Origin of the sequence: Paenibacillus sp. Soil750 (genome assembly GCF_001428045.1) — a bacterium.
In the GTDB taxonomy this organism is placed as follows: Bacteria; Bacillota; Bacilli; order Paenibacillales; family NBRC-103111; genus Paenibacillus_E; species Paenibacillus_E allorhizoplanae.
The window spans coordinates 245203-271291 of record NZ_LMSD01000034.1; the positions used below are offsets into that span (position 1 = coordinate 245203).

27 protein-coding genes and 1 pseudogene are annotated in these 26089 nt (G+C 45.8%); 22 read left to right on the forward strand and 6 right to left on the reverse strand.

Annotation, left to right across the window (positions count from 1 at the left end):
• Nucleotides 1–27: 27 nt before the first annotated feature.
• Both ASL11_RS25700 and ASL11_RS25705 read left to right on the forward strand, forming a co-directional pair.
• Entirely contained in the window at nucleotides 28–747 is a 720-nt protein-coding gene (locus ASL11_RS25700; RefSeq protein ID WP_056621207.1) for a lipase family protein, read from the forward strand.
• Nucleotides 740–1003 carry a hypothetical protein gene (locus ASL11_RS25705; RefSeq protein ID WP_157257053.1) on the forward strand — a complete coding sequence of 88 codons (264 nt, stop codon included), beginning with the start codon at nucleotides 740–742 and terminating at the stop codon, nucleotides 1001–1003. Before ASL11_RS25700 ends, ASL11_RS25705 begins: the two co-directional genes overlap by 8 nt.
• A gap of 73 nt (nucleotides 1004–1076) precedes the next feature.
• Here ASL11_RS25705 and ASL11_RS25710 read toward each other — a convergent pair whose 3' ends face one another.
• Nucleotides 1077–1979 (reverse strand): LysR family transcriptional regulator, encoded by a 903-nt coding sequence (locus ASL11_RS25710; protein WP_056621211.1) that lies wholly within the window; start codon nucleotides 1977–1979, stop codon nucleotides 1077–1079.
• A gap of 164 nt (nucleotides 1980–2143) precedes the next feature.
• Here ASL11_RS25710 and ASL11_RS25715 point away from each other — a divergent pair, with 164 nt between their 5' ends.
• Genes ASL11_RS25715 through ASL11_RS25725 form a run of 3 tightly spaced genes read left to right on the forward strand, consistent with a single transcriptional unit; the run spans nucleotide 2144 to nucleotide 4176 of the window.
• The gene (locus tag ASL11_RS25715; RefSeq protein ID WP_056621212.1) at nucleotides 2144–2893 is read left to right on the forward strand and encodes an SDR family NAD(P)-dependent oxidoreductase; all 750 of its coding nucleotides are present in this window, start codon (nucleotides 2144–2146) and stop codon (nucleotides 2891–2893) included.
• A 46-nt stretch (nucleotides 2894–2939) separates the two neighbouring features.
• Entirely contained in the window at nucleotides 2940–3692 is a 753-nt protein-coding gene (locus ASL11_RS25720; protein WP_056621214.1) for an SDR family NAD(P)-dependent oxidoreductase, read from the forward strand.
• 43 nt (nucleotides 3693–3735) lie between these two features.
• Nucleotides 3736–4176, forward strand: a complete 441-nt coding sequence (locus tag ASL11_RS25725; protein WP_235550581.1) for a CBS domain-containing protein — start codon at nucleotides 3736–3738, stop codon at nucleotides 4174–4176.
• 521 nt (nucleotides 4177–4697) lie between these two features.
• On the opposite strand, the gene fabF is transcribed toward ASL11_RS25725, so the two are convergent.
• Nucleotides 4698–5933 (reverse strand): beta-ketoacyl-ACP synthase II, encoded by a 1236-nt coding sequence (fabF, locus tag ASL11_RS25730; protein ID WP_056621217.1) that lies wholly within the window; start codon nucleotides 5931–5933, stop codon nucleotides 4698–4700.
• Between the two features lie 111 nt (nucleotides 5934–6044).
• On the opposite strand from fabF, the gene ASL11_RS25735 reads away from it, so the two are divergent.
• The 8 genes and pseudogenes from ASL11_RS25735 (at nucleotide 6045) to ASL11_RS25770 (ending at nucleotide 12973) form a co-directional block, all read left to right on the forward strand.
• On the forward strand, nucleotides 6045–6887 hold the full coding sequence (locus ASL11_RS25735; protein WP_056621218.1) for a helix-turn-helix transcriptional regulator: 843 nt from the start codon (nucleotides 6045–6047) through the stop codon (nucleotides 6885–6887).
• A 97-nt stretch (nucleotides 6888–6984) separates the two neighbouring features.
• Nucleotides 6985–8088 (forward strand): GntR family transcriptional regulator, encoded by a 1104-nt coding sequence (locus tag ASL11_RS25740; RefSeq protein ID WP_056621219.1) that lies wholly within the window; start codon nucleotides 6985–6987, stop codon nucleotides 8086–8088.
• A gap of 89 nt (nucleotides 8089–8177) precedes the next feature.
• Nucleotides 8178–9857 (forward strand): ribulokinase, encoded by a 1680-nt coding sequence (locus ASL11_RS25745; protein WP_056621223.1) that lies wholly within the window; start codon nucleotides 8178–8180, stop codon nucleotides 9855–9857.
• Between the two features lie 39 nt (nucleotides 9858–9896).
• Nucleotides 9897–10445, forward strand: a pseudogene (locus tag ASL11_RS36020) (L-arabinose isomerase family protein); the annotation flags it as partial.
• A gap of 305 nt (nucleotides 10446–10750) precedes the next feature.
• Entirely contained in the window at nucleotides 10751–11752 is a 1002-nt protein-coding gene (locus tag ASL11_RS25760) for an aldose 1-epimerase (RefSeq protein WP_056621230.1), read from the forward strand.
• A gap of 108 nt (nucleotides 11753–11860) precedes the next feature.
• Nucleotides 11861–12034: a hypothetical protein gene (locus ASL11_RS36755; RefSeq protein ID WP_157257055.1), complete on the forward strand. Its 174-nt coding sequence runs from the start codon at nucleotides 11861–11863 to the stop codon at nucleotides 12032–12034.
• Between the two features lie 88 nt (nucleotides 12035–12122).
• Nucleotides 12123–12470, forward strand: coding sequence for a hypothetical protein (locus ASL11_RS25765; RefSeq protein ID WP_056621231.1), 348 nt, complete (start codon nucleotides 12123–12125; stop codon nucleotides 12468–12470).
• A 56-nt stretch (nucleotides 12471–12526) separates the two neighbouring features.
• A complete protein-coding gene (locus ASL11_RS25770) occupies nucleotides 12527–12973 on the forward strand; it encodes a hypothetical protein (protein ID WP_056621232.1) in 447 nt (148 codons plus the stop codon).
• A 33-nt stretch (nucleotides 12974–13006) separates the two neighbouring features.
• Here the strand turns inward: ASL11_RS25770 and ASL11_RS25775 are convergent, their stop codons facing one another.
• The 3 genes from ASL11_RS25775 to ASL11_RS25785 form a co-directional block, all read right to left on the reverse strand.
• Nucleotides 13007–13702, reverse strand: a complete 696-nt coding sequence (locus tag ASL11_RS25775) for a class I SAM-dependent methyltransferase (protein WP_056621235.1) — start codon at nucleotides 13700–13702, stop codon at nucleotides 13007–13009.
• A gap of 148 nt (nucleotides 13703–13850) precedes the next feature.
• Nucleotides 13851–14282: a threonine/serine exporter family protein gene (locus tag ASL11_RS25780; RefSeq protein WP_200962483.1), complete on the reverse strand. Its 432-nt coding sequence runs from the start codon at nucleotides 14280–14282 to the stop codon at nucleotides 13851–13853.
• A 1-nt stretch (nucleotide 14283) separates the two neighbouring features.
• A complete protein-coding gene (locus ASL11_RS25785; protein ID WP_056621852.1) occupies nucleotides 14284–15060 on the reverse strand; it encodes a threonine/serine exporter family protein in 777 nt (258 codons plus the stop codon).
• 168 nt (nucleotides 15061–15228) lie between these two features.
• On the opposite strand from ASL11_RS25785, the gene ASL11_RS25790 reads away from it, so the two are divergent.
• The 7 genes from ASL11_RS25790 (at nucleotide 15229) to thrS (ending at nucleotide 23046) form a co-directional block, all read left to right on the forward strand.
• On the forward strand, nucleotides 15229–16119 hold the full coding sequence (locus ASL11_RS25790; protein ID WP_056621237.1) for an HAD family hydrolase: 891 nt from the start codon (nucleotides 15229–15231) through the stop codon (nucleotides 16117–16119).
• Between the two features lie 47 nt (nucleotides 16120–16166).
• Nucleotides 16167–16721, forward strand: coding sequence for a DUF1697 domain-containing protein (locus tag ASL11_RS25795; protein ID WP_056621241.1), 555 nt, complete (start codon nucleotides 16167–16169; stop codon nucleotides 16719–16721).
• A gap of 108 nt (nucleotides 16722–16829) precedes the next feature.
• Nucleotides 16830–17582 (forward strand): polysaccharide deacetylase family protein, encoded by a 753-nt coding sequence (locus ASL11_RS25800; RefSeq protein WP_063795689.1) that lies wholly within the window; start codon nucleotides 16830–16832, stop codon nucleotides 17580–17582.
• Between the two features lie 165 nt (nucleotides 17583–17747).
• A complete protein-coding gene (locus ASL11_RS25805) occupies nucleotides 17748–18680 on the forward strand; it encodes a manganese-dependent inorganic pyrophosphatase (protein WP_056621243.1) in 933 nt (310 codons plus the stop codon).
• 115 nt (nucleotides 18681–18795) lie between these two features.
• Nucleotides 18796–19779: a peptide-methionine (R)-S-oxide reductase MsrB gene (gene msrB / locus ASL11_RS25810; RefSeq protein ID WP_056621245.1), complete on the forward strand. Its 984-nt coding sequence runs from the start codon at nucleotides 18796–18798 to the stop codon at nucleotides 19777–19779.
• A gap of 81 nt (nucleotides 19780–19860) precedes the next feature.
• Nucleotides 19861–20748: a multicopper oxidase family protein gene (locus ASL11_RS25815; RefSeq protein WP_056621247.1), complete on the forward strand. Its 888-nt coding sequence runs from the start codon at nucleotides 19861–19863 to the stop codon at nucleotides 20746–20748.
• Between the two features lie 384 nt (nucleotides 20749–21132).
• A complete protein-coding gene (gene thrS, locus ASL11_RS25820) occupies nucleotides 21133–23046 on the forward strand; it encodes a threonine--tRNA ligase (RefSeq protein WP_056621249.1) in 1914 nt (637 codons plus the stop codon).
• A gap of 5 nt (nucleotides 23047–23051) precedes the next feature.
• Here thrS and ASL11_RS25825 read toward each other — a convergent pair whose 3' ends face one another.
• Nucleotides 23052–23942 (reverse strand): cation diffusion facilitator family transporter, encoded by an 891-nt coding sequence (locus tag ASL11_RS25825; RefSeq protein WP_056621250.1) that lies wholly within the window; start codon nucleotides 23940–23942, stop codon nucleotides 23052–23054.
• 328 nt (nucleotides 23943–24270) lie between these two features.
• On the opposite strand from ASL11_RS25825, the gene ASL11_RS25830 reads away from it, so the two are divergent.
• Nucleotides 24271–24534: an HPr family phosphocarrier protein gene (locus ASL11_RS25830; protein WP_056621252.1), complete on the forward strand. Its 264-nt coding sequence runs from the start codon at nucleotides 24271–24273 to the stop codon at nucleotides 24532–24534.
• Between the two features lie 147 nt (nucleotides 24535–24681).
• On the forward strand, nucleotides 24682–25716 hold the full coding sequence (locus tag ASL11_RS25835; protein WP_056621254.1) for a Gfo/Idh/MocA family protein: 1035 nt from the start codon (nucleotides 24682–24684) through the stop codon (nucleotides 25714–25716).
• The last annotated feature ends 373 nt before the right edge of the window (nucleotides 25717–26089 follow it).

Genomic DNA, 26089 nt, shown 5'->3' on the forward strand with positions numbered 1-26089 from the left:
TTCTCTTAGAAAGGAACGGAGCAAGTCATGACAAATCACGCTGATACCGCGGACATCGTTATCTATGTTTCAGCTGGATTTGCAACCGCGTCTAACTTCTTGGATGACTTTGCGGCAAAACTCGCTTCGCGATATGAGCAAGCAGGCAGACGAGTGCGAGTTCATATTCACTTTCCATATGGCGATTGGGATCGATCAAAACGAGGTCAGTTGCAGGAAATTGTACGTGATATGTGGCATAATGCCCACCGCAAGAAATCGGTTCATGGTGGTAAAAGCTTGCTCGAATTCATCGTTTCTACAAGGGGGATGGGGAAAAAACTGCTCTTCATTGGGCATAGCGCTGGTGCCATAGCCTCAATCTTGGCAGCAAAAGAACTAGAACATCACGGGTATGACATCCTTGGAGTCATCCAAATTGGCTCACCGAGATGTGCAATTCCGGCATCCTTCAAACATAAAGTGTTGTACGTACATGCTATAAATCCGCAGAATCAATCCCGTGATCCTATTCCTCGACTGGGAACATGGGGTGGGTGGAGCCGCACGCGATTAGGCATTTACGGTTGGAACCGTGCGAAACATGCACCGATTCACCAGTTCATGCTCCCGATTATCGGGAGTCATGCTGATTACTTTAGAGATCACAATCCCTACATATGGGAACAGGCATCAAACTTACAAACCACCATGAACGCAATTTGGACATGGTTACAAACAATAGAAAAGGATGTTGAACATGATTGAAATTTTGAAAGCAAGTATGGAACACAGCAAAGAAGATGGCTACCTAGGGCATGTAGAATTCAAAGTCGAAGGCCACGAGCATCCTTACGAAATCACGCTTCAAAGCACCAAAGGCAAAAACGACTGGAGCTACGCCCTTCATTTCTTACGCGAATCCGGTAAAGAAGAGGATATCGAGGCTGTCGAGGAATTATTAGAGGAAGACGAGTGGTTTGATTTACTTGTGAATGCAGCCCGAGAAGCTGTGGGGAAGTAGATTCAAACGAACCTCATCAGTGAGAAAAGTTACCCTAAAACAATGCCGCGCTGATCAGCGCGGCATTTTGTCGTTAAGGTTTATTTTGAAAATGCTGTAGAAAGCGTTGAATGAATAGGTTGGATATTTGAACATTTTTATCTGTATCTGAACGTACCCAGCCTAACTGTATCGGAATTTGCTCCACTTCATCGATTTCGAGCATAACAAGACTTCCATTTAAGGCATATGGGCTATCAAAAAAAGAAAAATCATAGCCAAATGTTGCTGCGAGGTTTTCCTTCAAAGCCGTAGCTATCGCATTGGGATTGTTACTCCTAAATAAAATGGATAACTTACCATGGTCTTCAGAAAAATCATGCAAAAAATCATGAATATAAGTTTCATCGTACAAGGCAAAAGATAACTTCCGCATCTCAGCAGGCGTAATTTTCTTTTTGGCGGCGAGCGGGGAGTTCTGCCAAACCCCAACAACTATTTTTCCTTCCCAAATTGGTTCAAACGTAATCCCAGCCTCATTTGTCGTACTGCCTCTCATTCCCACTAAACCTAAATCTACTTTGTTTTGTCTTATTTCTTGCATGATAAGATCAGAATTAGCTTCGATAATGCGGAAAGAAACGTCCGGGTAATCATTTTTAAAGCTGGATACTGTTTTAACGAGAGAACTCATTACGCCAGGAATGGAGGCTACTTGCAATTCTGCTTGCATCGTTTGTGATAATCGTAACACTCTTTCCTTCATATCCTGCAGTTTAGTTACGACTTCCAACGCTGTTTGAATGATGCTCAAACCCTCTTTCGTAGGCACAACACCTGTTCGCGAACGGATGAAAATAGGAAGTCCAAACTCCGATTCCAAACTAGCAATTGATTGACTTACTGCAGATTGTGTCACGTTCAGATTGTTAGCCGCCATCGTAAGTGATTTCGTTTTTGCGACTTCAATAATGTAGTGCATCTGTTCTAGTTTCATAAAATTTAGCTCCTTTATTACATTAGTATAACTAATCATAAAGTAAATAACATTAATTTTATTTATTTTTATGCGTGAGTTATACTAGGTTCTGCGAAGCATGTATGACTCTTCCGGTCGTATATGGAGGCTTACAACATGATTACAAAAAGGAGATCTGAATCATGAGACTACTAGGGAAAACAGCGATCGTGACAGGTGGAGCAAACGGAATAGGCAAGGCAACCGTCAAAAAGTTTTTAGAACAAGGCGCTAAGGTCGTCTTTACGGATATTAACGAACAACTCGGCAATCAGACGTTAGATGAATTCAAATCAATTTCGAATGAAGTTGTTTTCATAAAGCACGATGTTCAAAAAGAAGCGGATTGGGGTTTGGTCGTTAACACAACGATTGACAAATTCGGAACTATTGATATTTTGTTCAATAATGCTGGTATTTATAGTACGAAGCCGGTGACGGACTACGCGGTAGAAGAATGGCAAACTTTATTAGGAATTAACGTAATGGGGGTATTTCTAGGCATGAAACACGCAGTGACAACGATGATTGCGCAAAAGAGTGGCTCGATTATCAATACTTCCTCTGTTGCAGGCATTAAAGGAGCCGCGGATACTACGCTATACGGTGCAAGTAAAGGCGCAGTTCGTACCATGTCCAAAGACTTGGCAAAAGAAGTTGCAGCGCACCAAGTACGCGTCAACTCCATTCATCCTGGTGTGATTCAAACACAAATGGGGGATGCGGTCGCTTCCGGGAAACAAGTAACAACAACGCAATTGGCAGCAGGCATTCCACTTAATAGAGTTGGAACACCAGAAGAAGTCGCTGATTTGGTTGTGTTTCTTGCTTCTGACGAATCTAGCTTTATTACAGGTACAGAGATGGTCATCGACGGCGGTATGACTGCTTAATTAGCTGTAATCCATTAAGATCATAAATTGCATGGAGGTAACAACAATGAGATTCGATAATAAAGTAGCCATTATTACGGGTGGTGGCAGCGGGATAGGTAGAGAAACGTGTCTGAAATTCGCTCAAGAAGGAGCCAAAGTTGTGGTTGCAGACTACAACGAAGCTACTGGCCAAGAAACAGTTGACATGATCAAGGCATTCGGTGGAGAAGCATCTTTTAAAAGAGCGGATGTTGGTGATTTTGAACAAGTTGAATCGCTAGTCAATTTTGCTTCAGCGACATACGGACGTCTTGATGTAATGTTCAACAATGCAGGTATTGGAGCGACCGCGCCGTTATTACAGCACTCACCAGAGATGTATCATAAAGTAACTCGAATCAATCAAGACGGTGTTTATTATGGTATTTTGGCAGCGGGTCGGAAAATGCAAGAACTTGGGCACGGCGGTACCATTATCAACACAGCTTCAGTTATGGGGTTTCTTGCTTCGTCGAATATATTCGGATATAACGTTGCAAAGGCTGCTGTTGTTATGATGTCCCAGGTTGCAGCGCTCGAGCTAGCTCCATACCATATTCGAGTTGTTGGCGTTGCTCCTGGATTTGTCCACACGAATATTGTTAAAGGTTTAAAAGATCGAGGTATGGAAGATCCGATTGCACAAAAACATATGCATGGCGAATTTTTGAATTCAGAGCAAATCGCAGATACGGTGCTATTCCTTGCATCTGATGCAGCAAGCGGCATCAACGGCAGTACGATCAAAGTAGATGACGGATATGCTTCATTCAAATAAGCTTGTAAACTGTGAGGATATCCAATCAGTAGCTTTAGAGATCATGACTCACCCCGTTCATAAGTTAAAAGAATGCGATACCGTTGGAGCTGCTATTGATAAATTAATCACATACCGGCTTAGTGGTTTGCCAATCGTGAACGACTACAATGAAATCATTGGATTTATAAGTGATGGGGATATTCTTAGAAGGATTGGCAAACATAAACTTAAAGTAATTGATACTGGTTTCTATATGACTCATTTTTATGAAAATAGCGAACCCTTTGAATTTCGATGTGATCTCATACGACATATGAACATAATGAAAATTGCCAAACGTAAAGTGGTCAAGGTGCAGTCGGATACCGACATCGAAGAAGTCTCAGCGATCCTAGCTCATAAGCAGATAAAAAAAGTGCCTGTTGAACGCAACGGTGTTCTCGCTGGCATCATTAGTCGTGGAGATATCATTCGTCATATCTATGCAGAGAAACTAGCTTAAGCAATTATCCAATTATCGACCATAGAATAGCCAAAAAACCGTGCATCGCACGGTTTTTTGTTGTGTTATGATGCTGATGAACAACCAAATCTCCACGTCGCTGAAACGATTAATGATGGATACAATGACCAAAAATAAATTACAATGACATTATTTGAAAAATGTCATTTCCTACTTTGCAGAATAGTGATGTGATGGACCTCAGGAAAGTGTATTGTGTGTCTCAACACAGCCGACTGATTTGAAAAATGTCATTTCTTACTCTAGAGATTAGTGAGGTGAGTGATCTCTGGTAAGTGTATTGTGATTCCCCACACAGCCAACTGACAGTGTACAACTGACATTATTTGAAAAATGTCATTTCCCACTTTGTAGAATAGTGATGTGATGTGATGTGATGGACCTCAAGAAAGTGTATTGTGATTCTCCACACAGCGAACTGACAACTTACAACTGACATTATTTGAAAAATGTCATTCCACAATTCGCGGAACATCGAAGTGATGTGCCGTTCCCCCCGCTCACCCAAACTTCTTCAATATTAACACCGCATTATGCCCGCCAAAACCAAATGAGCTCGACAGCCCGTACTGAAGCTCCGCACGCCGCGCCACATGGGGCACGTAATCCAAATCACACTGAGGATCTGGATTGTCCAAGTTGATGGTTGGGGGGATGAGGCCGTCCTGTAAGGTTTTGATCAGGGCGACGGCCTCGACACCGCCGGCGGCGCCAAGCATGTGGCCGATCATGGATTTGTTGGCGCTGATCGGCACGTCGTAAGCGCCGCGGCCAAGTAGACGCTTGATTGCCAGCGTCTCGGAGAGATCACCCGCGACGGTGCTCGTCGCGTGAGCGTTGATGGTGCTGATCTCCGACGCGTCAATCCCCGCATCGACTAGCGCGTCGCGCATGGCTCGGTAGGCACCCGAGCCCTCGGGATCGGTCGCCACGATGTGGTAGGCGTCCGAGGTGGATCCATAGCCGACGATTTCGGCATGGATCCGAGCCCCGCGTCGCTCCGCATGTTCGAGCGACTCCAAGATCAAGACGCCGGCGCCTTCGGCGGCAACGAATCCGTCGCGCTGCGCGTCAAACGGGCGGCTTGCCTGCTCCGGCGCGTCGCAGCGCGTCGACAACGCGGTTGCATTGCCGAAGCCCGCGAGCGCGAGGTCGGTGACCGTCGCTTCGGCGCCACCGGCAATGACGGCATCTGCGCCTCCGCGTTGGATGAGCTTAAAGGCTTCGCCAATGGCGTTATTGCCCGTTGCGCAGGCGGTAACGGGAGCCAAGGTTGGCCCTTTAACGCCGTACAAGATGCTAACCTGTGCAGCCGCCATGTTGGCGATCATCATCGGAACAACGGTCGGACTGACTCGGCTAGGTCCTCTGGCCAGCAGCGTTCGATAGTTGTCCAAGATGGTTTGGATGCCGCCAATGCCAGAGCCGATATAGACACCAACATGTTCTTCGTTGGAGGCATCAATCACGAGAGCAGCATCATCGAGGGCTTGTTTAGCTGCCGCAACGGCGAACTGGCAGTAGCGATCCATACGTCGCACCTCGCGACGTCCAACAGCGGCTTCGGCATCAAAATCCCGGACAACGCCAGCAAAGTTCGTTTTGTAATCCGATGTGTCGAATTGCTCTATTTTAGAAATGCCTGATTGACCTGCCGTCAAATTCCCCCAGAATGTATCCACTTGATTTCCTATTGGCGTAATGACGCCCATTCCTGTTATAACCACACGTTTCATCGCATCGTCCTCCTTTTTTAATTAGAATGTCACACTGTGTATCCTATTACAAGTTAGCGTTTATACTGGTATAATGGCTTCTATGATACTAGGCTAAGGAGGATACCTGGCATGAACACGAAGGAGAGGCTTCAAGAATTATCTAACTTTCTCATGGCACATCGGTCACGTATCCAACCGCATGAAGTTGGATTATTAGGCGGTAGTAGACGGCGGACGCCGGGGTTGCGCCGAGAGGAAGTCGCAACGATTGCTGGTGTGAGTACGACGTGGTATACCTGGCTGGAACAAGGGCGAGACATCAAAATGTCCGTTCAGGTACTTGATCGCATTGCGATGGCCTTACAACTAAATGAGGATGAGCGGCAGTACTTGTTCAGTTTAGCGTTGGAACAACCAGCGCCAGCGACTTTTGTTGATCAAATACCGACCATAAGTCCGGCTTTGAATCGGATTTTGACTGAGCTGCATGATTGCCCCACGATTGTTTCGGATCGCCGATGTCACATTGTTGGTTGGAATCAAGCGGCTGCGGCAGTCTTTCTTGATTTTGCTAAACTCCCAGAGTTGGAGCGCAATATGATATGGCTGCTTTTTACCCGGAAAGAATTGAAATCATTGGCAGTGAATTGGAGCGACTTCGCCAAAGGTTTCTTGTCGATGTTTCGTTCCTATTATGGTCAATATGTGGGAGATAACTGGTATAGCGAGTTTATTGAAGAACTGAGTGAGCGGAGCAAAGATTTTCGTGCCTTTTGGAATGAGAGTGATGTTAGCACTGCACCAGAAGTTTTCATTGAATTTCGACATGCCAAGGTCGGGAAAATGTTGTTCGATCTAACGACCTTGCAGGTGCAAGGGAGAACGGATCTGAGATGCAGTGTATATACGCCATCCATCGGATCTGATACGGATACCAAGATCAAACTGCTGATGAGCAAATTAGTGGAATAGCACCTATTTGACATAGCAACGTCGTTTCATAGAAACATGTACATACAAGTTGAGCGGATGATATAATACGTTCACAATCAAAGCACTGAGGTGAAGCATGAAAGAAAAGCAATTACCGAAATATCAACAATTAAAACAGGAAATTTTATCCTGGTTACATACTGGAAGGCTTAAACCAAATGATCAAATGCCATCTGAAAATGAAATTGCTGAACAGTTCCTAATGAGTCGTCAGACGGTAAGGCAGACGTTTGGTGAACTGGAGAAAGAAGGCTGGTTGTATCGGATGCAAGGTAAAGGAACCTTCGTCTCTACACCACAAACGCAAAAATCACGCGATGTACAAACGATAGGCATCCTGACGAGTTATATTTCTGACTATATTTTTCCGCATATTGTTAGAGGAGCAGAGGCCACATTACGGGCGAGAGGTTATAGACTGCTGCTCTCCTCCACGGATAACGACAAAGCGAAAGAACGGGAAAGCTTGGATATGATGATGAGACAGCCTCTAAGCGGTCTTATTATTGAGCCGACGAAAAGCGCGGAGGGCAACCCGAATCTTAGCTATTATTTGTCATTGGACTACCAGCATATTCCTTATCTCATGATAAATGAGCGATACCCTGAGATGAATTGTCCTTCCTTGATCGTCGATGATGAAGATGGTGGATTTAAGGCAGCAGCGCATTTGATTCAGCTGGGACATAGACGGTTAGCGGGCTTTTTTAAAACGGATGATTTGCAAGGTGTAAATCGGTTAAAAGGCTTTATACGTGCGCATCATCATTACCAGATTCCGCTGCTGCCTGAATTCGTTATTCATTATACGACGGAAGAAAAGCGGACCAAACCTTACAGAAGCGCGCTCGCTATGCTAGAACATAGTGCAGCAGAGGAACGGCCAACGGCTTTCGTATGCTACAATGACGAGCTAGCGATTCATCTGCTTGAAGCTGTACGCACAATTGGTATGCAGGTACCACAAGACATCTCTTTAATCGGTTTCGATGACTCGAATCTAGCAACGGCAACCGAGGTGAAATTGACGTCACTTTCGCATCCCAAAACGGAACTTGGCAGTGACGCAGCGGGCATTTTAATTGATATGATTGAGAATAAGCGAGTAATCGGCAGCGAAACGGGGAAAGTGTACAAGCCTGAACTGGTCATCCGAGAGTCAACCATTCGCATTCCGTAATTTTTGATAATGGGTGTAGTCAACTTGTACGTACAAATTCTATACGAAGAGCAAGAAACAGGTATAATTTTGAATGAAGGAGGCTCCCCATGTCGAAGAAATATGCGATTGGTGTTGACTATGGCACGGAATCAGGACGTGCGGTTCTGGTTGATTTGAGTGATGGCACAGAGGTGGCAGATCACGTTACACCATATCCTCACAATGTTATTGATGAGAAACTGCCGGTATCCGGTGTGAAGTTAGAATACGATTGGGCTTTACAACATCCTCAGGATTATATCGATGTACTCACACGATCTGTTCCAGCAGTTGTACGTGCATCTGGCGTAGATCCAGCAGATATTATCGGATTGGGTATTGATTTCACGGCGTGTACAATGCTGCCAATCAATAAAGCGGGTCTACCGCTGTGTCTCGAACCAGCACTTGCGACTAATCCACACAGCTGGGTGAAACTGTGGAAGCATCATGCAGCACAAGATGAAGCAACACTTATTAATGAGATTGCAGCGAGCAGAGGGGAAGTTTTCTTACCACGTTATGGCGGTAAAATTTCTTCCGAATGGATGATTGCGAAGGTTGGGCAGATTTTGAATGAAGCACCTGAGATTTATGAGCAAACGGATCGTTTCTTAGAAGCGACGGATTGGGTTGTGTCTCAAATGACAGGGCAAACCGAGATCGTGCGTAACAGTTGTACAGCAGGCTATAAATCCATTTGGCACAAGCAAGACGGGTACCCAAGCCAAGATTTCTTTGGAGCATTGGACCCTAGACTTGTAGATGTTACAGAAACGAAGCTTCGCGGAGATGTTGTTGCCCTAGGTACGAAAGCCGGGGAATTGACAGCTGCTATGGCTGAGCGCATGGGTCTTGTTGCTGGAACTGCGATCGCGGTTGGAAACGTTGATGCGCATGCGGCTGTACCAGGTGTTGGCGTAGTTACGCCAGGCAAGCTAGTTATGGCAATGGGGACTTCAGTTTGTCATATGCTGCTTGGCACTGAAGAGAAAGAAGTAGAAGGCATGTGCGGCGTAGTTGAAGACGGCATCATTCCTGGCTACTTAGGCTACGAAGCAGGACAATCGGCAGTTGGTGATATTTTCGCATGGTATGTGGAGCAAGGAGTTCCTGCGTATGTAGTAAAGGCTGCCGCTGAGGAAGGCATCAACGTGCATGAATGGCTGGAGCGTCGTGCATCCGCTTACAAACCAGGTGAAACAGGCTTGCTTGCCTTGGATTGGTGGAACGGCAACCGCTCAGTGCTTGTAGATACAGAGTTAAATGGATTTATCCTAGGTTATTCATTACTTACGAAACCAGAAGAAATCTATCGCACTTTGCTGGAAGCAACCGCTTTCGGCACACGTAAAATTGTTGATGCTTTCCATAGCAATGGGGTTGCGGTTGAAGAATTGTACGCATGTGGCGGATTGCCGCAAAAGAATCATCTTTTGATGCAAATTTACGCAGATGTAACGAATCGTGAAATCAAAATCGCGGATTCGAAACAAACGCCAGCGCTTGGCGCAGCGATGTTCGGTGCAGTTGCTGCAGGTGCGGACAAAGGCGGTTATGACAGCATTGTAGATGCCGCGAAGCAAATGGCACGTGTTCGTAAAGAAACGTTCAAGCCGATTGCAGAGAATGTGGCTGTATACGAGAAGCTATACCAAGAGTACAGCAAGCTGCATGACTATTTTGGTCGTGGTGACAATGATGTTATGAAACGACTTCGCTCGATTCGCGAGGAAGCTCGTCAATAATGATCCGTTAATCAACGAACTGCGGATGATTCCTGAGAGGGAATTATTACTTGGATGCATATGTTCTCTCCGGCCAAAATGTGGATTGCAGGACTTTCGGAGTACCGTAAGCCGTTGCTTCACTTGCATACACAATTCAATCGGGATATTCCTTGGGATACGATCGATATGGATTTCATGAACATAAACCAAGCTGCTCACGGTGACGAAGTGTATGATATTATGCCTGAAGGACGTACAGCAGGTCCGATTCGTGAAGCGATTCGTGAGCAAGCTCGCATCGAGCTTGGGATGAAGTAGTCATTCCTCCAAGAGGGCGGTTTCGGCGCATTCACAACAACATTTGAGGACTTGCATGGTCTTAAGCAAATGCCAGGTCTTGCGGTTCAACGTTTGATGGAGCAAGGATACGGGTTCGGTGGCGAAGGGGATTGGAAAACATCTGCATTGTTGCGTGTGATGAAAATCATGGCGAACAACAAAGGGACTTCCTTCATGGAGGACTATACGTATCATATGGAATCAGGCAATGAGCTCGTACTTGGCTCGCATATGCTTGAAATTTGTCCAACGATCTCGGCAACTCGTGGATTGGGCTGAGCTAGCAGGGATTGAAGTCGTCATTATTAATAAAAATACATCAACCTTGCAGTTCCGCAATGAGCTTCGTTGGAATGATGCAGTCTGGAAACGCTAAGTTATCCATGTATGTAATGGACCTGAGGCCCATAGCCTCAGGTTTTTCTTCTCATGTAAATGGAAAGTCACATTTGTCGATATAAAAGAAATTTACGTCCATTGACTTTTTTTGCACATATGGGCTAAAGTGAAATCATTGTGTCCGTCCAAATATTGGACAAGGATAAGCAGTTAACTAGGAGGAGAATGAAGAGATGTCTACCAAAGCATATGAAGGAACGTACAACGGTGAACAAGCGATTTGGCTGCAAGCTGGGCGTTATGAAGCGGTAGTTTTGCCAGATGTTGGTGCAAATCTGATTGCTTTCCGTGATATAGAGAAGGAATACCGTTTCTTGCGCGAGCCTGCGCTGGAAGAGATGGAAGCGTTTAAAGAGCGCCCAATCGTTCATGGAATTCCTGTGTTATTCCCGCCGAACCGTTATGAGGATGGCAAATTCCCTTGGAAAGGGAACGTATTCCAATTCCCAGTCAATGAACCTAAGACAGGTAATCATTTGCATGGATTTGTACACAATATTCCATGGGCAGTTGAGAATTTCAGCAGTGATGGCAATGAAAGCCGCGTCGCATTAGCTTTGCGAGTACGTGAGGGACATTCCGTTCATGAATTCCTACCTTTTGACTTTACAATCCGCTTGATCTATACCTTGAATGAGCAAGGTTTGCACCAACAGATTTCCGTACATAATGAGGGCAATGTAGCGATGCCATGCTTGTTAGCGTTCCATACAACGATTAACGCGCCATTTGCCGTGAACAGCCAGCCTTCGGATTATACGTTCCAAATGACAATCGGTGAGCGTTGGGCGTTGAACGAGCGAATGCTGCCAACGGGCGAGTATCAAGCGCTATCCGCAGATGAAGAGAAGATGAAAGTAGGCGGTTTGTCGCCATTTTTCGAAGGAATGGATAATCACTATACGAGTGTTCCGCAAAATAGCCGCAACTTCATGGCATTGACAGATGCACGTGAAGGCATCAAACTCGTTTATGATGTAGGGACATCCTATAAGCAATGGATGATCTGGAACAATGGCAAAACAGAAGGTTTCTTCTGCCCTGAGCCACAAATGAATTTGGTTAATGCGCCGAATGTGGATCTGCCTGCTGATCAAATCGGACTTGTTTCCTTGGAGCCAGGTGAAGTTTGGGAAGAAACTGCACGATTATATACAATCAAAATCACGAAATAATTGCTACATGATTAGCAATAGGAAGCACCCCCTTTGAAGCATGGAGAGAATCCGATGGGATGATCGATTTGCGAGGAGGGGGTATTTTTGAGCATAGGAGGGATAAGGATGGGGAAGTGGGATCACTTAGATCGAGATCAGATGATCGTCAAACTTGAGGCGTTGTTATCTGAGAATGAGAGATTAAAGGCGGAAATTGCGCGTCTGCGCGGTGTTAAACCCCCTGTGTCGGGGTCCATGGAGAGCATGTCTACGAAGCTGAAGGAAGCTTTGAGGGAGTAATTGCGGCTATTGGAACTTAAGAATTGTGTCAGTTCGACAAAGCGAAGCGGATTCGCTATAATGAAAACTGGCAAAAGGAGGGAACAACATGAGTGAAACGAACGTAAATGAGACTTTACCACCAAAAACGTGTTCCATTGATCGACTAGTTACGAAAGAAGCAGAAGTAAGCAAAGTGCTTGCTGGCCAAAAAACGGCTTGTCGTCGTAATGGACGTTATGCGGATATTGGTGAAACCATGGATCTGCAAGGCACATCCTTTACAGTAACCAACGTTTATCAGCAAGCTTTGGGTGAACTAACACCTGAACATGCGAAACAAGAAGGTCACGAAACCGTTGATGAGTATCGCGACAGTATTCTTGCAATGCATCCAGGTATGCCTTGGCTGCCACAGATGAAAGTATGGGTACACGAATTTACAAAAGCCGAATAACACAAAGAACCGTGTGGATCCTTGGATTCACACGGTTTATTCACATTACAGATAGGATGGTCAACTTGTCTTGGTATATTATCATGCTCTATATTCATATTTTCAGCGTTGTGTTAAGCATCGGCCCTTATTTTGTCTTGTTTCCCTTATTAGCACTTATCCGTAGAGCACCATTCGAGCAGCTGCCTGATTACTTAGAGCCGTTTCGGATTACGGTTCGACTGACGAAGCATGCAGGACATGTGTTGGTCGCTACTGGTATTTTATTAACATGGATTACGGCCTGGAGTTGGAAAACTTCTTGGATTGTCGCGACGGTCCTAATTATGGTTGCTTCGCTTTACTTCATTGCACGTGCATTCTCACCACTGTTGCGCCAGCTCAAAGCTCCGCATGAAGATCGTAATTTCCTCGTAAACAAGCTACGTAAGGCTTTGATCTTGTATGTGATCATTACGCTTGCGATGATGTGGTTCATGGTGTCCAAGCCGACGATCTGGTAAAGCTTCCGTGTAGAAGTAGTCATCTCAATCCCATTAAATTTTTCTAGCCAACATCACGACAAAATTATAGGACTTATAGACGCAGTCCACATCTGAAAAGCCGGAGTCGCGAAGCCAGCCAAGCTGCGTATCCAACGGTGCCATTTTGTCCAGCTTCGTACGCTCATAGGCGGCTTGCAGCGCTTCTGGAGATAGATCCGTGGCTTCAATCTTGGCGACCCAATCCGATCGGTATAAGCCATCAAGGAAGGGAGTCTTGCCTAAGACTTGATCGGCATTAACGAAGACGCCGCCAGGTTTTAATAAGTGGAAAATGTGTGCATACAGTGCTTGCTTAGCCTCATCCTCCAAATGATGAATGGAGAGGGAGGAGATGATAGCATCATAAGGCTCTCCATCCTCAAAGGTCGAATAATCTCCGAGATGGTAGGTTACTTCCGAAGCCCCTGTTTCAGCAAATCTTTCTTTGGCTATATCCAGCATCCCCGTCGACAGGTCAATTAAGGTTAAACGCGCCTCTGGGTACGAACGCAAGATATAGGATGAGAAAAGTCCTGTCCCTGCGCCTAAATCAAGAATACGTGGTGCTTGCTGGTCTAATTGGACCAAAGAAGCGGCCGTATTATAAAAATCATCGAAGCAAGGAATCAACTTTCTGCGTTGGCTGTCATACTTTTGGGCAATTTCATCGAATTTCGTTAAAATCTGATGGTTAGCGTTGTTGGTCATGCGTCTTCAGCTCCATTTCCAAACCTTGGTGTATTGTTCTATACCCCTAGTGTAAAGGGCAGTTATGAAAAAATCCAAGATGTAAAAGGGATGGAGTTATAGGTAAAAACTATTAATGATTAAACGTTTATTCGTTTATAGGGTTGGTTTAAGCTTTTGTTCGTCTTAACAACACGTTAATGACTTCGGAGAACACCAGTCCGATGGCGATTGCTCCTGAGAGCAAAAAAGCTTTCGCAGCGAGCTGCACAGCGACATCGTAATGATTTTGTACGACATTACGCATGGCGTCATAAGCTAGTCCACCAGGGACTAGAGGGATGATCCCGGAAACACTGAATACGATGACGGGTGTTTTATATATTTTCGCGAAAAACTGAGAAATAATCGTGACTACAAAGGAAGCAATAAGGGTGGCCAAGATGGGATCTAGATACACCTTTTGAAAAGAAAAATAGAGCATCCAACCAATCATCCCAACAAAACCGCATTGGACAAGCGTTCTACGTGGTACATTGAAAATGATGCCGAAAGCGGAAGTCGAAATGAAGCTTGTTACGAGCTGCTCTAACATGTCCATACTAGAACCCCTTCCCTGGATAAAATGTCAAAACAAAGGCTATCCCTGCACCGATCGCGAATGCGGTCAAAAATGCTTCCGCGCCTTTGGAGACGCCAGATACGAAATGTCCTGCCATTAAATCGCGCACAGCATTCGTGATCAGCAGCCCAGGAACGAGCGGCATGACGGAGCCAATGATAATCTTATCTAGATTATGACCGAGCCCTATTTTGACCGTTAAATAGGCTAGAAGTCCAATGATTAAGGATGCGAGAAATTCAGCGAAAAATTTGATCGGAACTAAACGATGGAAAAAAGTGAGCGCGATGGTACCCGCACCACCAGCAAGGAAGGCCGGGAAGAAATCGGACCACGTACCTTGGAACATGATGAGAAAACAACCGCTCGCGATCGCAGCGGCCAAAGCCTGTAACCACGCGGGATATCTACGTGTATCGGCACAAAGAGCTTCAAGCTCCAGATACGCTGCTGTTGGTGAAAGCTCACCTTGACTGATTCTGCGAGAAATGGCATTCACGACAGTTACTTTCCGTAAATCCGTTGATCGCGAAGAAATACGAATGAGTCGGGTCGTCTGTTCAGGCCCATCTATCGAGAAAATGATGCCAGTAGGCGTGACAAAGCTGTGAGAATTCGGAATACCAAAGGCTTCGGCCACGTGGGTCATCGTATCTTCAACCCGATAGGTTTCGCCGCCGTTTTCTAGCATGATTTTACCCGCGAGTAAACACACTTGTGCGATTTCATAATTCGTCGCTGCAGGCTGCTGCGCCATGTGATCCGTACCTTTCTGTTTTTGGAATAATTGACCTAAGTATAAATCAAATTGATTGCGATTGAAAATGAGAGAAGGTTGAGACATAGGCAAATTCTCCATGTGTTTATGATATAATGCTTGGATAAAAAGAAGACAGTTAAGAACAAGGGACTTGGAGGATAGATCATGAGCCTGGATATCAAATTTGTTCAACATAAGGATCCTAACTATTTCTTAACCGATCTGGACGGAACTTTGTTGAACGCCAATGCGAAGCCATCGGACTATACAAGAAGCGTCATTACTTCAGCGCTTGAGCAGGGGGTTGTCATTAGTTACGCAACTGCACGTAGTTATCAGAGCTCGCAGGCAGTCGTTTCGGAAATTCCGTGGCGGTATCCACTCGTTTTGTATAATGGGGCGATGTTGTTTGATCCTGTACAGAAGCGGGTCATTGGCGGGCGTTGGCTGGATTGTGAGCGGAGTAATGCGATTATTCAAATGGGCAAAAGTTTTGGAATCACACCACTGCTGTTTGCACTCGATGAGCAGGATAACGAGCGGGTACATCACGAGAGATTGGAACGTACGGGGGATCTTCAATTCCTGGCAAGTCGGCCGAATGATCCGAGATTTCGAGAGGTGGATGAGCTCCGAAGTACGGAAACATTGCGAACGTTAATCCTGACGTATATCGGCCTGTTGGAGGAGCTTCTGCCTTTGAAAACTGCGGTACAGGAAGTGATGGGGGCAGAAGTTCATATTCATTTGATGAAGGATAATTATATTGCTGGGCATTATTTCCTTGAATTCAGTCATCCCGAAGCGAATAAGCAGATGGGCTTGCGGTTATGGGCTGAGCTCGTTGGATGCACGTCCGAGGATGTGACGGTATTCGGTGATAATTTGAACGATACAGGCATGTTTCTTGAAGCAGGTCGTAAAGTTGCAGTCGCGAATGCGCATCCTGAGATTTTGCTATTAGCGGATGAGATAGTTGTGAGTAATGATGAGGATGGCGTAGCTGTTTATATTGCAGCCTGCATCGATCGAATGCATGTGAATGAGGTAGGATAAGTTGTAAGGAAATGGTGAGTAGAATGAGTGATTTGGGAGGGGATTCTATGGCGCGATACGTCGCTATGCTGCGTGGAATTAATGTAAGTGGTCAGAAAATTATTAAAATGGACAGGCTTAGGCAGCTCTTCGAATCTATGGCATTTACGAATGTGAGTACCTATATTCAGAGTGGGAACGTGATTTTTGATGCTGAAGAAGTAGATGCTGCGACCCTTCGAGATCGGATCGTACATGAGTTGAAGGAACAGCTGACGTTTGATATTCCGGTCATCATTCGCACCCCTGCGGAGCTGCAAGAGGTGGTACAAGACACACCATATCCGAGTGTGAATGTGGATGCGAATGAGCAAAGATACGTTACCTTCTTATCGCAAGTTCCGACGGATGCGGGGCTTGCTAAGCTAGATGCTGCGCAGAGTGAAGTTGACGAGTATCACGTCAAGGGATTGACCGTATATCTGCTCATTCGCAAAAACTATGGCGACTCCAAATTTAGCAACAACTTTATCGAGAAGAAGCTAGGTGTGGCTGCGACGACTCGTAATTGGGAGACAGTGAATAAGTTAATTCAATTGGCGGGGGAGTCTATCAAGTGTTGATAAGTAGCTAGTATACTTGGGATTTTTTGCATATTCGACGAGTTGATGGGGGAGGCTTAGGAGAACAATCAGTGAACATACGTGTTCAGTTAAGGTAGGCGACCTAAGATGAACCTTTGGAAGAATAAGAAAGCGTTGCTGCTCGCGGGCGTCCTCCTGGCGTGCTTCGCCACGCCAGTGAAGGCTAAGCACGGGGTCGCCATCCCCGTGCTGAACTACCACAGTATCGGGGTGACCCCGGGGAACACGTACGTGCTCCACCCCGATACGTTCACGCGCCAAATGGACTATTTGGCCGCGCATCACTACACCCCCCTGACGCTGGACGAATTCGCCAGCGTCCTCTCACACAAGATGCCGTCGCCGGCTCACCCCGTGCTGCTCACGTTCGATGACGGCTATGCCAATAACGTGGAGGTGGCGTTGCCCATCCTCCAGAAGCATAAATTCCCGGCGACGCTGTATTTGTCGACGGGCCTTGTCAACACGCCAGGTTACCTCACCTGGCCACAAATTCATGAGCTGAGCGCAGCGGGCTGGGATATTGCGTCACATACCGTGACGCATCCGCATCTGCCCAAGCTCAGCAAAAAAGCGCAGCGCGAAGAGATACTCGCTGCGCGCGCCAAGATCGAGCAAGAGCTGGGGAAACCAGCGAATACGTTCGCTTATCCGTACGGTGATTACAACCGCAAGACGCTCAGAATATTAAAGAAAGCTCATTTCAGCTATGCCTTCACCACACACTCAGGCTGGGCTTCGTCAGATCAACCCCCTCTGGAGCTGCATCGCATTGTCGTAGACAGCCAAAAACCATTCGAAGAATGGGTACAGCAATTAACCGAGGATACGTCCAAGTAAGCTAGATTTGTTTATTCCTTGCTTTTGTATCGATTTTACCAAGCATTTCTAGTGGATTTATGAACACTCCTCGTTTAATAGTGGATTTACCTAAATTTTTGAGTATAATCGTATATAGAGATGATAAGCACTCTCACTAAAATGTGTCGTTTAAGGAGTCGTACAATGTCAAAAACACTTATTTTCGGACATAAAAATCCGGACACTGATTCAATCACATCCGCAATTGCTTATGCAGCACTGAAAACAAAATTAGGTCAAGAAGTAGAAGCAGTTCGTCTAGGTTCCATCAATGGCGAAACGCAATTTGCGCTTGACACTTTTAAGGTAGCAGCTCCACGTGAAGTTCAAACTGTTGCTAACGAAGCAGCAAATGTCATCTTGGTTGACCACGTTGAGCGCCAACAAAGCGCCAGCGACATCGATCAAGTACGTGTAGTGGAAGTAATTGACCACCACCGTATTGCTAATTTCGAGACAAGCCACCCGCTTTACTACCGCGCAGAGCCGGTTGGTTGCACTGCAACGATTTTAAATAAATTGTACAAAGAAAACGGTGTTTCCATCGATGCGGATATCGCTGGTTTGATGCTTTCTGCTATTATTTCTGATTCTTTGCTATTCAAATCCCCAACTTGCACGGAGCAAGACGTTGCTGCTGCGCGTGAACTAGCTGCAATCGCTGGTGTAGACGCTGAAGTATATGGTCTGAACATGCTGAAAGCAGGCGCGGATCTTAGCGACAAAACGGTTGCACAGTTGATTTCTTTGGATGCCAAAGAATTCCAATTAGGCAGCTACAAAGCAGAAATCGCACAAGTGAATGCGGTTGATGTGAACGATGTCCTTTCCCAACAAGCTGAAATCGAAACGGCGCTTGGAGCGATTATCGCTGAGAAAAACCTAGACTTGTTCTTGTTCGTTGTAACGGACATTTTGAACAATGACTCCGTAGGTCTTGCTCTTGGACGTAAAGCAGACGCAGTTGAGAAAGCTTACAACGTATCGCTTGTTGATAACAAAGCCGTTCTTAAAGGCGTTGTTTCCCGTAAATCACAAATCGTACCTGTTCTTACAGACATTTTCAATAACCTGTAGGGTACCTACATTAGCGCAATTACGAGCACCGTTCATACTAATGAGCGGTGTTTTTGGTTATCCCGTTAACTTTTGGTATGATAAGAGGATACTTTGAGAAAGAGGTGGCGATAACATGACAGATTCTATCCAAGAAGTTCATTCAGATAAAGCGACATTTGCAGGAGGTTGTTTCTGGTGTATGGTGACGCCTTTCGAGTCACTACCGGGCATTATTTCTGTTGTTTCCGGTTATATAGGTGGGCACACGACCAATCCGACATACAAAGAGGTGTGTTCCGAAACGACGGGGCATGCAGAAGCTGTGCAAATTACATTTGACCCAGAATTGTATCCGTACGACAAATTACTTGAGACATACTGGCGTCAAATTGATCCAACCGATGCTGGCGGGCAATTCCATGATCGGGGATCTTCTTATCGTACGGCGATTTTTGCCCATAGCGATGAACAGTTCGCCAAAGCTCAGGCGTCCAAACAAGCGCTGCAAGACAGCGGTCGATTCGATCGTCCAATTGTGACGGAAATCGAGCGAATTGATGCAGAAGCATTTTATCCAGGTGAAGAGTATCATCAAGATTATCATCACAAAAACCCGACTCACTACAAAGCCTACCGTAAAGGTTCAGGGCGCGATGCGTATATCTCACAATTTTGGAACACATCGAAGGATAAAGAAGAGCGCAAGAAAGCACTCACACCTCTCCAATACGAGGTTACGCAAAATAATGCCACAGAGCGTCCCTTCCAGAATGAGTTCCATGATCACAAAGAGATAGGTCTCTACGTGGACATCGTGTCAGGAGAGCCCTTATTCACTTCTTATGATAAATTCGATTCAGGCTGCGGCTGGCCGAGCTTCACCAAGCCATTATTCGAAGGACATGTGAAAGAAGTAACAGATACAAGTCATTTCATGGTACGGACAGAGGTTCGGAGTACGGAGGCGGATTCGCATTTGGGTCATGTGTTTAATGATGGTCCAGGTCCAAATGGTCTTCGTTACTGCATCAATTCAGCTTCATTGCGATTCATTCCACTGGCTGACATGGAGAAGGAAGGCTACGGCGCTTATCTTCGATTCTTCGACCAGAAGTAAGGTGTTACAGGTAAGACAGGTAAGTCTCTCCCGTTCCCGCATACATTTAACTATGGAGCGTTGAAACGGGAGGGAGCTACCATGGTCATATCACCAAATTTGCGAGATCTAAGCTTTGTTAATTTGCAAGGTGTGAAGTTTTTTGAGCTGATCGCTGAGCCTGTTGAGCAAGAAATTCTACCAGGTGTGTTCTTCAATGGGTGGGGATACAACGGAAGTATCCCAGGGCCGACGATACGCGTGTTTCCCGGCGATTGGGTGACTATTCGCGTACACAATCGGCTGCCGGATGCCACAAGTGTGCACTGGCATGGGCTGGATGTACCGAATCGCATGGACGGCGTGCCAGCCGTTGAACCTTCGCCTTATATCGAACAAGGACAGTTTTTTGACTATCATTTTCAAATTGTAAATCCACCAGGTACACATATGTATCACACCCATGTAGACGCTGCATTTCAAGAGTTAATGGGCTTAGGTGGAGGTTTTATTATTGAGGATCCCTATGAATACAGTGCTCAGCGCGATTATTTCATTATGCTGCAAGAGTTTCACCTAAAAGGCATGGAAAAAGGTGTAGTGAAGTCAGGACGATTTGAGCTGGATACCATGTCGGATGGCTTTAACTTTTTTACGATGAATGGTCGCTGCTTTCCACATACAACGCCGTTACCTGTCCGTTATGGGGAGGAAGTGCGCATTCGCTTTGGGAATATCGGGATGAATGCGCATCCGATCCATTTGCATGGACATCAGTTCTGGGTGACAGCAGCAGATGGGAACACGATACCTCATTTCAATAGAGAACTGCGCAACACGATACTTGTGCCTAGCGGAGTCACCACGGATATTGAATTTTCAGCGCATAATCCCGGCGTTTGGCCGCTTCATTGTCATATGCCGCATCATACATCGAATAACATGACGAAGCCAACGGGTGGCATGTTCACCGTCGTTCAGTATGTGTAGGAAAGAATGGCTATAGTTATTTTATCCTCGGATGCCCCTTGACGTGACCTGCTTCAGTAGGTAATATGAGTTCCATAATCACATATGAAGTTATGATCAAAGACATGATTTTCATCACGAACTGCCCAGAGAGAGAAGTACTAGCTGAAATCTTCTCCTGTTGCCGGTTGAAAATTACCCCTTTGTAGCTGTGACGCTGAACCCACTGCGAAGTAACGCAGAGTAGTAAGTGACACCGCCTTATCCCCGATAACGGATACTAATAAGGACTTCCGTCATGGGAGTCGAATTAGGGTGGAACCACGAGCTGAACGCACTCGTCCCTTTCTGGGAGAGATGCGTTTTTTTGCGTTCACAAAAACAAGGAAAAGGAGGTAGGAAGGCATGGATATTGACGTAATTTTGCCAGATGGAACAAGTAGGAGGTACGTACAAGGCACGACGATTGAACAAGTTGCGGAATCGATTAGTGTGGGGCTGAGGAAGCAAGCGATCGCGGGCAAAATGAACGGCCAATTGGTCGATTTACAGCAACAAATTGAAGCGGATGGCCACATCGAAATCGTCACTTTGGAGAGTGAACAGGGGTTAGAGGTTTATCGTCATAGCACAGCGCATATATTAGCTCAAGCGCTTAAACGGATCTATGGGGCACAGGACATTAAACTTGGTATTGGACCTGTCATTGAAGATGGTTTTTATTATGATATCGAGATTGAGAAACCATTATCAACTGAAGATCTAAGAGCAATAGAAGACGTAATGAGTCTAATCATTCAAGAGAACATTCCGATTGTTCGACGAGTCGTCAGCCGAGAGGAAGCCTTGGACATTTTTGCGAAGTTGGATGAATCTTATAAGCTTGAACTTATCCGAGATCTGCCAGCAGACGTGTTGATTTCGATCTATGAGCAAGGGGAATTCTTCGATCTTTGTCGAGGACCGCATCTCCCTTCAACTGGAAGAATTAAAGCTTTTAAACTGCTCCATGTCGCAGGGGCGTATTGGCGAGGAGACGCGAAGAATCCCATGCTGCAGCGGATCTATGGCACTGCCTTTCTGAAGAAAGCGCAGTTAGATGACCATCTGCATAGGCTCGAAGAAGCGAAGAAACGTGACCATCGTAAGCTTGGGAAAGAGCTTGAACTTTTTATGTTTTCGGAAGAAGCGCCGGGCATGCCTTTTTATTTGCCGAAGGGGATGATCTTGCGGAATGAACTTGAGAATTTCGCTCGCGAGCTGCAGCGCGTTAGAGAATATGATGAAGTGCGTACACCTCTGATGATGAATAATCGCATTTGGGAAGAATCGGGGCATTGGGATCATTATAAAGACAATATGTACTTTACGCATGTAGACGAAACAAAGTTTGCCCTTAAACCGATGAATTGCCCAGGTCACATGTTGATTTATAAAAATAGTTTACACTCCTACAGGGAATTACCGATTCGCCTTGCAGAATTTGGTCAGGTGCATCGTCATGAGTTTTCGGGAGCGTTGAATGGGATGATGCGTGTGCGGACTTTTTGTCAGGATGATGCCCATCTCTTCGTTCTGCCAGAACAAATTGAGGATGAAATCGGGCGCGTTATTGAGCTGATCTCGCATGTCTATCACGTATTTGGTTTTGAATATCGGATTGAGCTTTCGACAAGACCAGATGATTATATGGGTTCAAGTGAGCTCTGGGATCAAGCGGAGCGATCGTTACAGAATGTCCTGGATAAAAGAGGGATCGCGTACCGTATTAATGAGGGGGATGGCGCTTTCTATGGGCCAAAAATTGATTTTCACATCCTCGATGCCTTAAAGCGGAGTTGGCAGTGTGGAACGATCCAATTGGATTTCCAAATGCCTGAAAAATTCGACTTATCTTATATTGGAGATGATAGTCTCAAGCATCGGCCAGTTGTGATTCATCGGGCAGTGTATGGTTCGATTGATCGCTTTATCGGAATTTTAACTGAGCATTATGCGGGAGCGTTCCCGTTGTGGCTGGCACCTGTTCAAGTGAAACTACTGCCAGTTTCTGATCACTATGTGGATTATGCTTTCCAAGTGAAGAAATCGCTTGAAGAGGCAGGAATACGTGTGGAATTGGATGCGCGGGCGGAGAAATTAGGCTATAAAATTCGCGAAGCCCAGCTTGACAAAGTCATGTACATGCTCATCCTTGGTGAAAAAGAACAAATCTCCGGCGGTGTCTCCATCCGAAAAAGAGGAGAGGGTGATCTTGGAATAAGATCACTGCCGGAGATTATGGAGCAAATCAAGTCAGAAATTGCGGCGAAGCAGTAACGAGATTAGTTTTCGTACCAAGGATTCAAATGGATCAGAACTTCATCTACGTCACTATGCTGATCCATAATGGATTTCTTGATGGCACGTGAAATGTCATGCCCTTGTTGGATGGTCAGTTCACCATGTACTGATATTCGAGCATCTACCAGAATATAATGTCCGTGCTCTCTCGCACGTACACGATCAATACGTTTCACGCCAGGAACCGCTTCGATCAACGCAGTATATTGCGAAAGCATGTGTTGATCGACGGTTTTTTCCATGAGAATATCAAAGGATTCTTTGGCCATTTCGATGCCTAGTTTCAAAACTAGGAGAGATACAATAACTCCGGCCGCTGCATCGCCATAGGCTAACCAGTAAATGTCATAAGCTTTACCAATGAAAGCTAAGCCAATACCTACAACAGCTGCAAGTGAGGCATACACATCGGCTATATGATCATGAGCTGTCGCAATTAAGCCTTTGCTGTTCGTACTACGTCCGATTCGCATGGTGTATACATAAAGAAGATATTTCCATACCACGGAAACTGCTGAAGCGATTAAGGCGATTAGACTTGGTGCGCTTGGTTCATGGAATAAAGCCGCAACTGCGTGGTATCCGATATAAAGTGCAGCTGTTACAAGGATGAAAGCAACAAAGCCTGATCCCAGTACTTCGGCTTTACCGTGGCCATATGGGTGATCTTCATCTGCAGGGAGCTTGGAAATCCGCATGGCACTTAGTGCGGCAATGGTTGCAATAATGTCCCCTGCGTTATGAACGCCGTCTGCCATGAGGACTTCACTGTTAAATATGAGACCGATAATAATTTTGATAATCGTTAATAAAATGTTACTGATGAGGGAGAGCCAAATGGCCCAAACCGATGACTTGTTGTTGACGTGCATGAATGATGACCTCCTGCAGAAGTGTTTCCCGAAGGAAAAAAAATCCCTCGACCTAAGGTCGGGGGATTGGGCTGTTATTTTTTCCACATAAGAATTTATAAGTTTCTAATACATGAAAAAACAAATTCTTATTGGCGATAAAAACTACATTTAAAACGCGGTCGATCATCCTCGAAGGACTTCGATAGGAGTTTTTATCATGAGAATCTAGTAAACTATCAAAATTAGTCATATTCAACACTTCACTTTTCACAAATATCTTTGTATAATACCACACATAATGAGAAATCACAAACCTCCAAATGTCCTGGGAAGGAAGTCGAGCGGCATGCGCGTACATGAATTTAAGATTACAAAGGATTTAGAGCGAAGCGATTTATCTGGTATTTCTGTGAAATCATCTCATTTTATTTCAGATGTCACGCTCGACTTTCAGTTTGATGATAAGCACCATAAAGTTGATGTGAAAAGTGTATTAGGTATGCTGCTAGTCCCCATCAAGGCAGGCACGACACTGCGTTTGCTCACGAGAGGAAAAGATGAGGAAGAGGCTATGCATTTTATTTTTGATTTATTTCGGATCTTTTGTTAACTGCTTGTTCGTATGCGCTTACAGAGTGCAGAATTGTATTGTTTTGTGACAAGATTGGATAGAGCGCTGACACGATATAAGAGGTAGAATAGCAGATATAAACGGTGTGGAGACACGCTAGTAAAGGCTGTTGGAGGTCATTTATCGATGAGTAGTTATCGCGTGGTTGTTGTTGGGTGTGGCGGTATGGCCAATGTATGGGTTGAAAATATGAAACAAAGACATGAATGCGAAATTGTGGCGCTTGTTGATATTAAAACGGAGTTCGCGCTAGCGATGGCGGAGCGTCATGGGCTAACTTGTGGTGTGTATACGGATGTTGAAGCAGCCATTCGTGACAATGCGGCTAATCTAGTGCTGGATATTACCATACCGGCGAGTCACTTCCAAGTCGGAACGACTGCGCTTCGTCATGGCTGCGATGTGTTCGGTGAGAAGCCGATGGCTGCTACGATGGACGAGGCTAGGGAGCTTATTCAGAGGGCAGATGAAGCAGGGAAATCACTAGCTGTCATGCAAAATCGTCGGTATGACGCGAATATTCGCGCCTTTCGTCAGTTAATCCAAACCGGTACGATTGGACGTGTAGGTTATGTCGGTGCGGACTTCTTTCTGGGGCCGCATTTTGGAGGCTTTCGCGATGCAATGGAAAGTCCGCTCATTCTAGATATGGCGATCCATACGTTCGATCAAGCTCGTTTTATTATAGGGGCAGACCCCGTTTCGGTGTACTGCCAAGAATTTAACCCACCCGGCTCCTGGTATGCCGGGAATGCCTCCGCGATCTGCATCTACGAGATGTCAGACGGCTCTGTGTTCTGCTACCGCGGCTCCTGGTGCGCGGAAGGTGCGCCGACCTCCTGGGAGGCGGCTTGGCGCGTAACGGGCGAGCAGGGCACTGCTCTGTGGGACGGAGCGGGTGCGCCGTACGCGGAGATTGTCGCTGCCGGCAATCAGGACGGCAAGTTCCTTCGCGAGTTCACGCGCGTGGACGCGCACGTGAACTGGTCTGGCCGCAGCGGCCATGCCGGCTGCTTGGACGAGATGTTCGCGGCGCTGGCCGAAGGCCGCCGCGCGGAGACCGACTGCCGCGACAATATCAAGAGCATGGCGATGGTATTGGGCGCGCTGGACAGCGCGAAGCTGGGCCAGAAGGTCGATCTGCGCTCGTATTGGAGCTAACGTAACTGCGAAGCATAATAAAAAGCCAACAATTCACACTCGGTGTGGGATTGTTGGCTTTTCTGTGTGAAGCAGGTTAGTTAAAGTAGAAGGAATAGCAGGTCAGTCAAAGTAGATAACAATTCAGATGCTGCCGCCCGGTCAGTAGCTATTTCAAGTGCCGCCGACCAAATTATATGGAAAAAATACAGCTAATTTCACTCCATCCAGCCGAAAAAACACGTTAGATGGATTTCCTACAGCTAATTATGCCAATTCCGACGTTTTTGAAGAAATCGAGGTTAATTTGCTACATGAAATCCAGTTAATTGTTGTTTTCGCAAGATATGCGTGAAATTAGCTGTATGAAATCCAGTTATTCACAATGACTGGC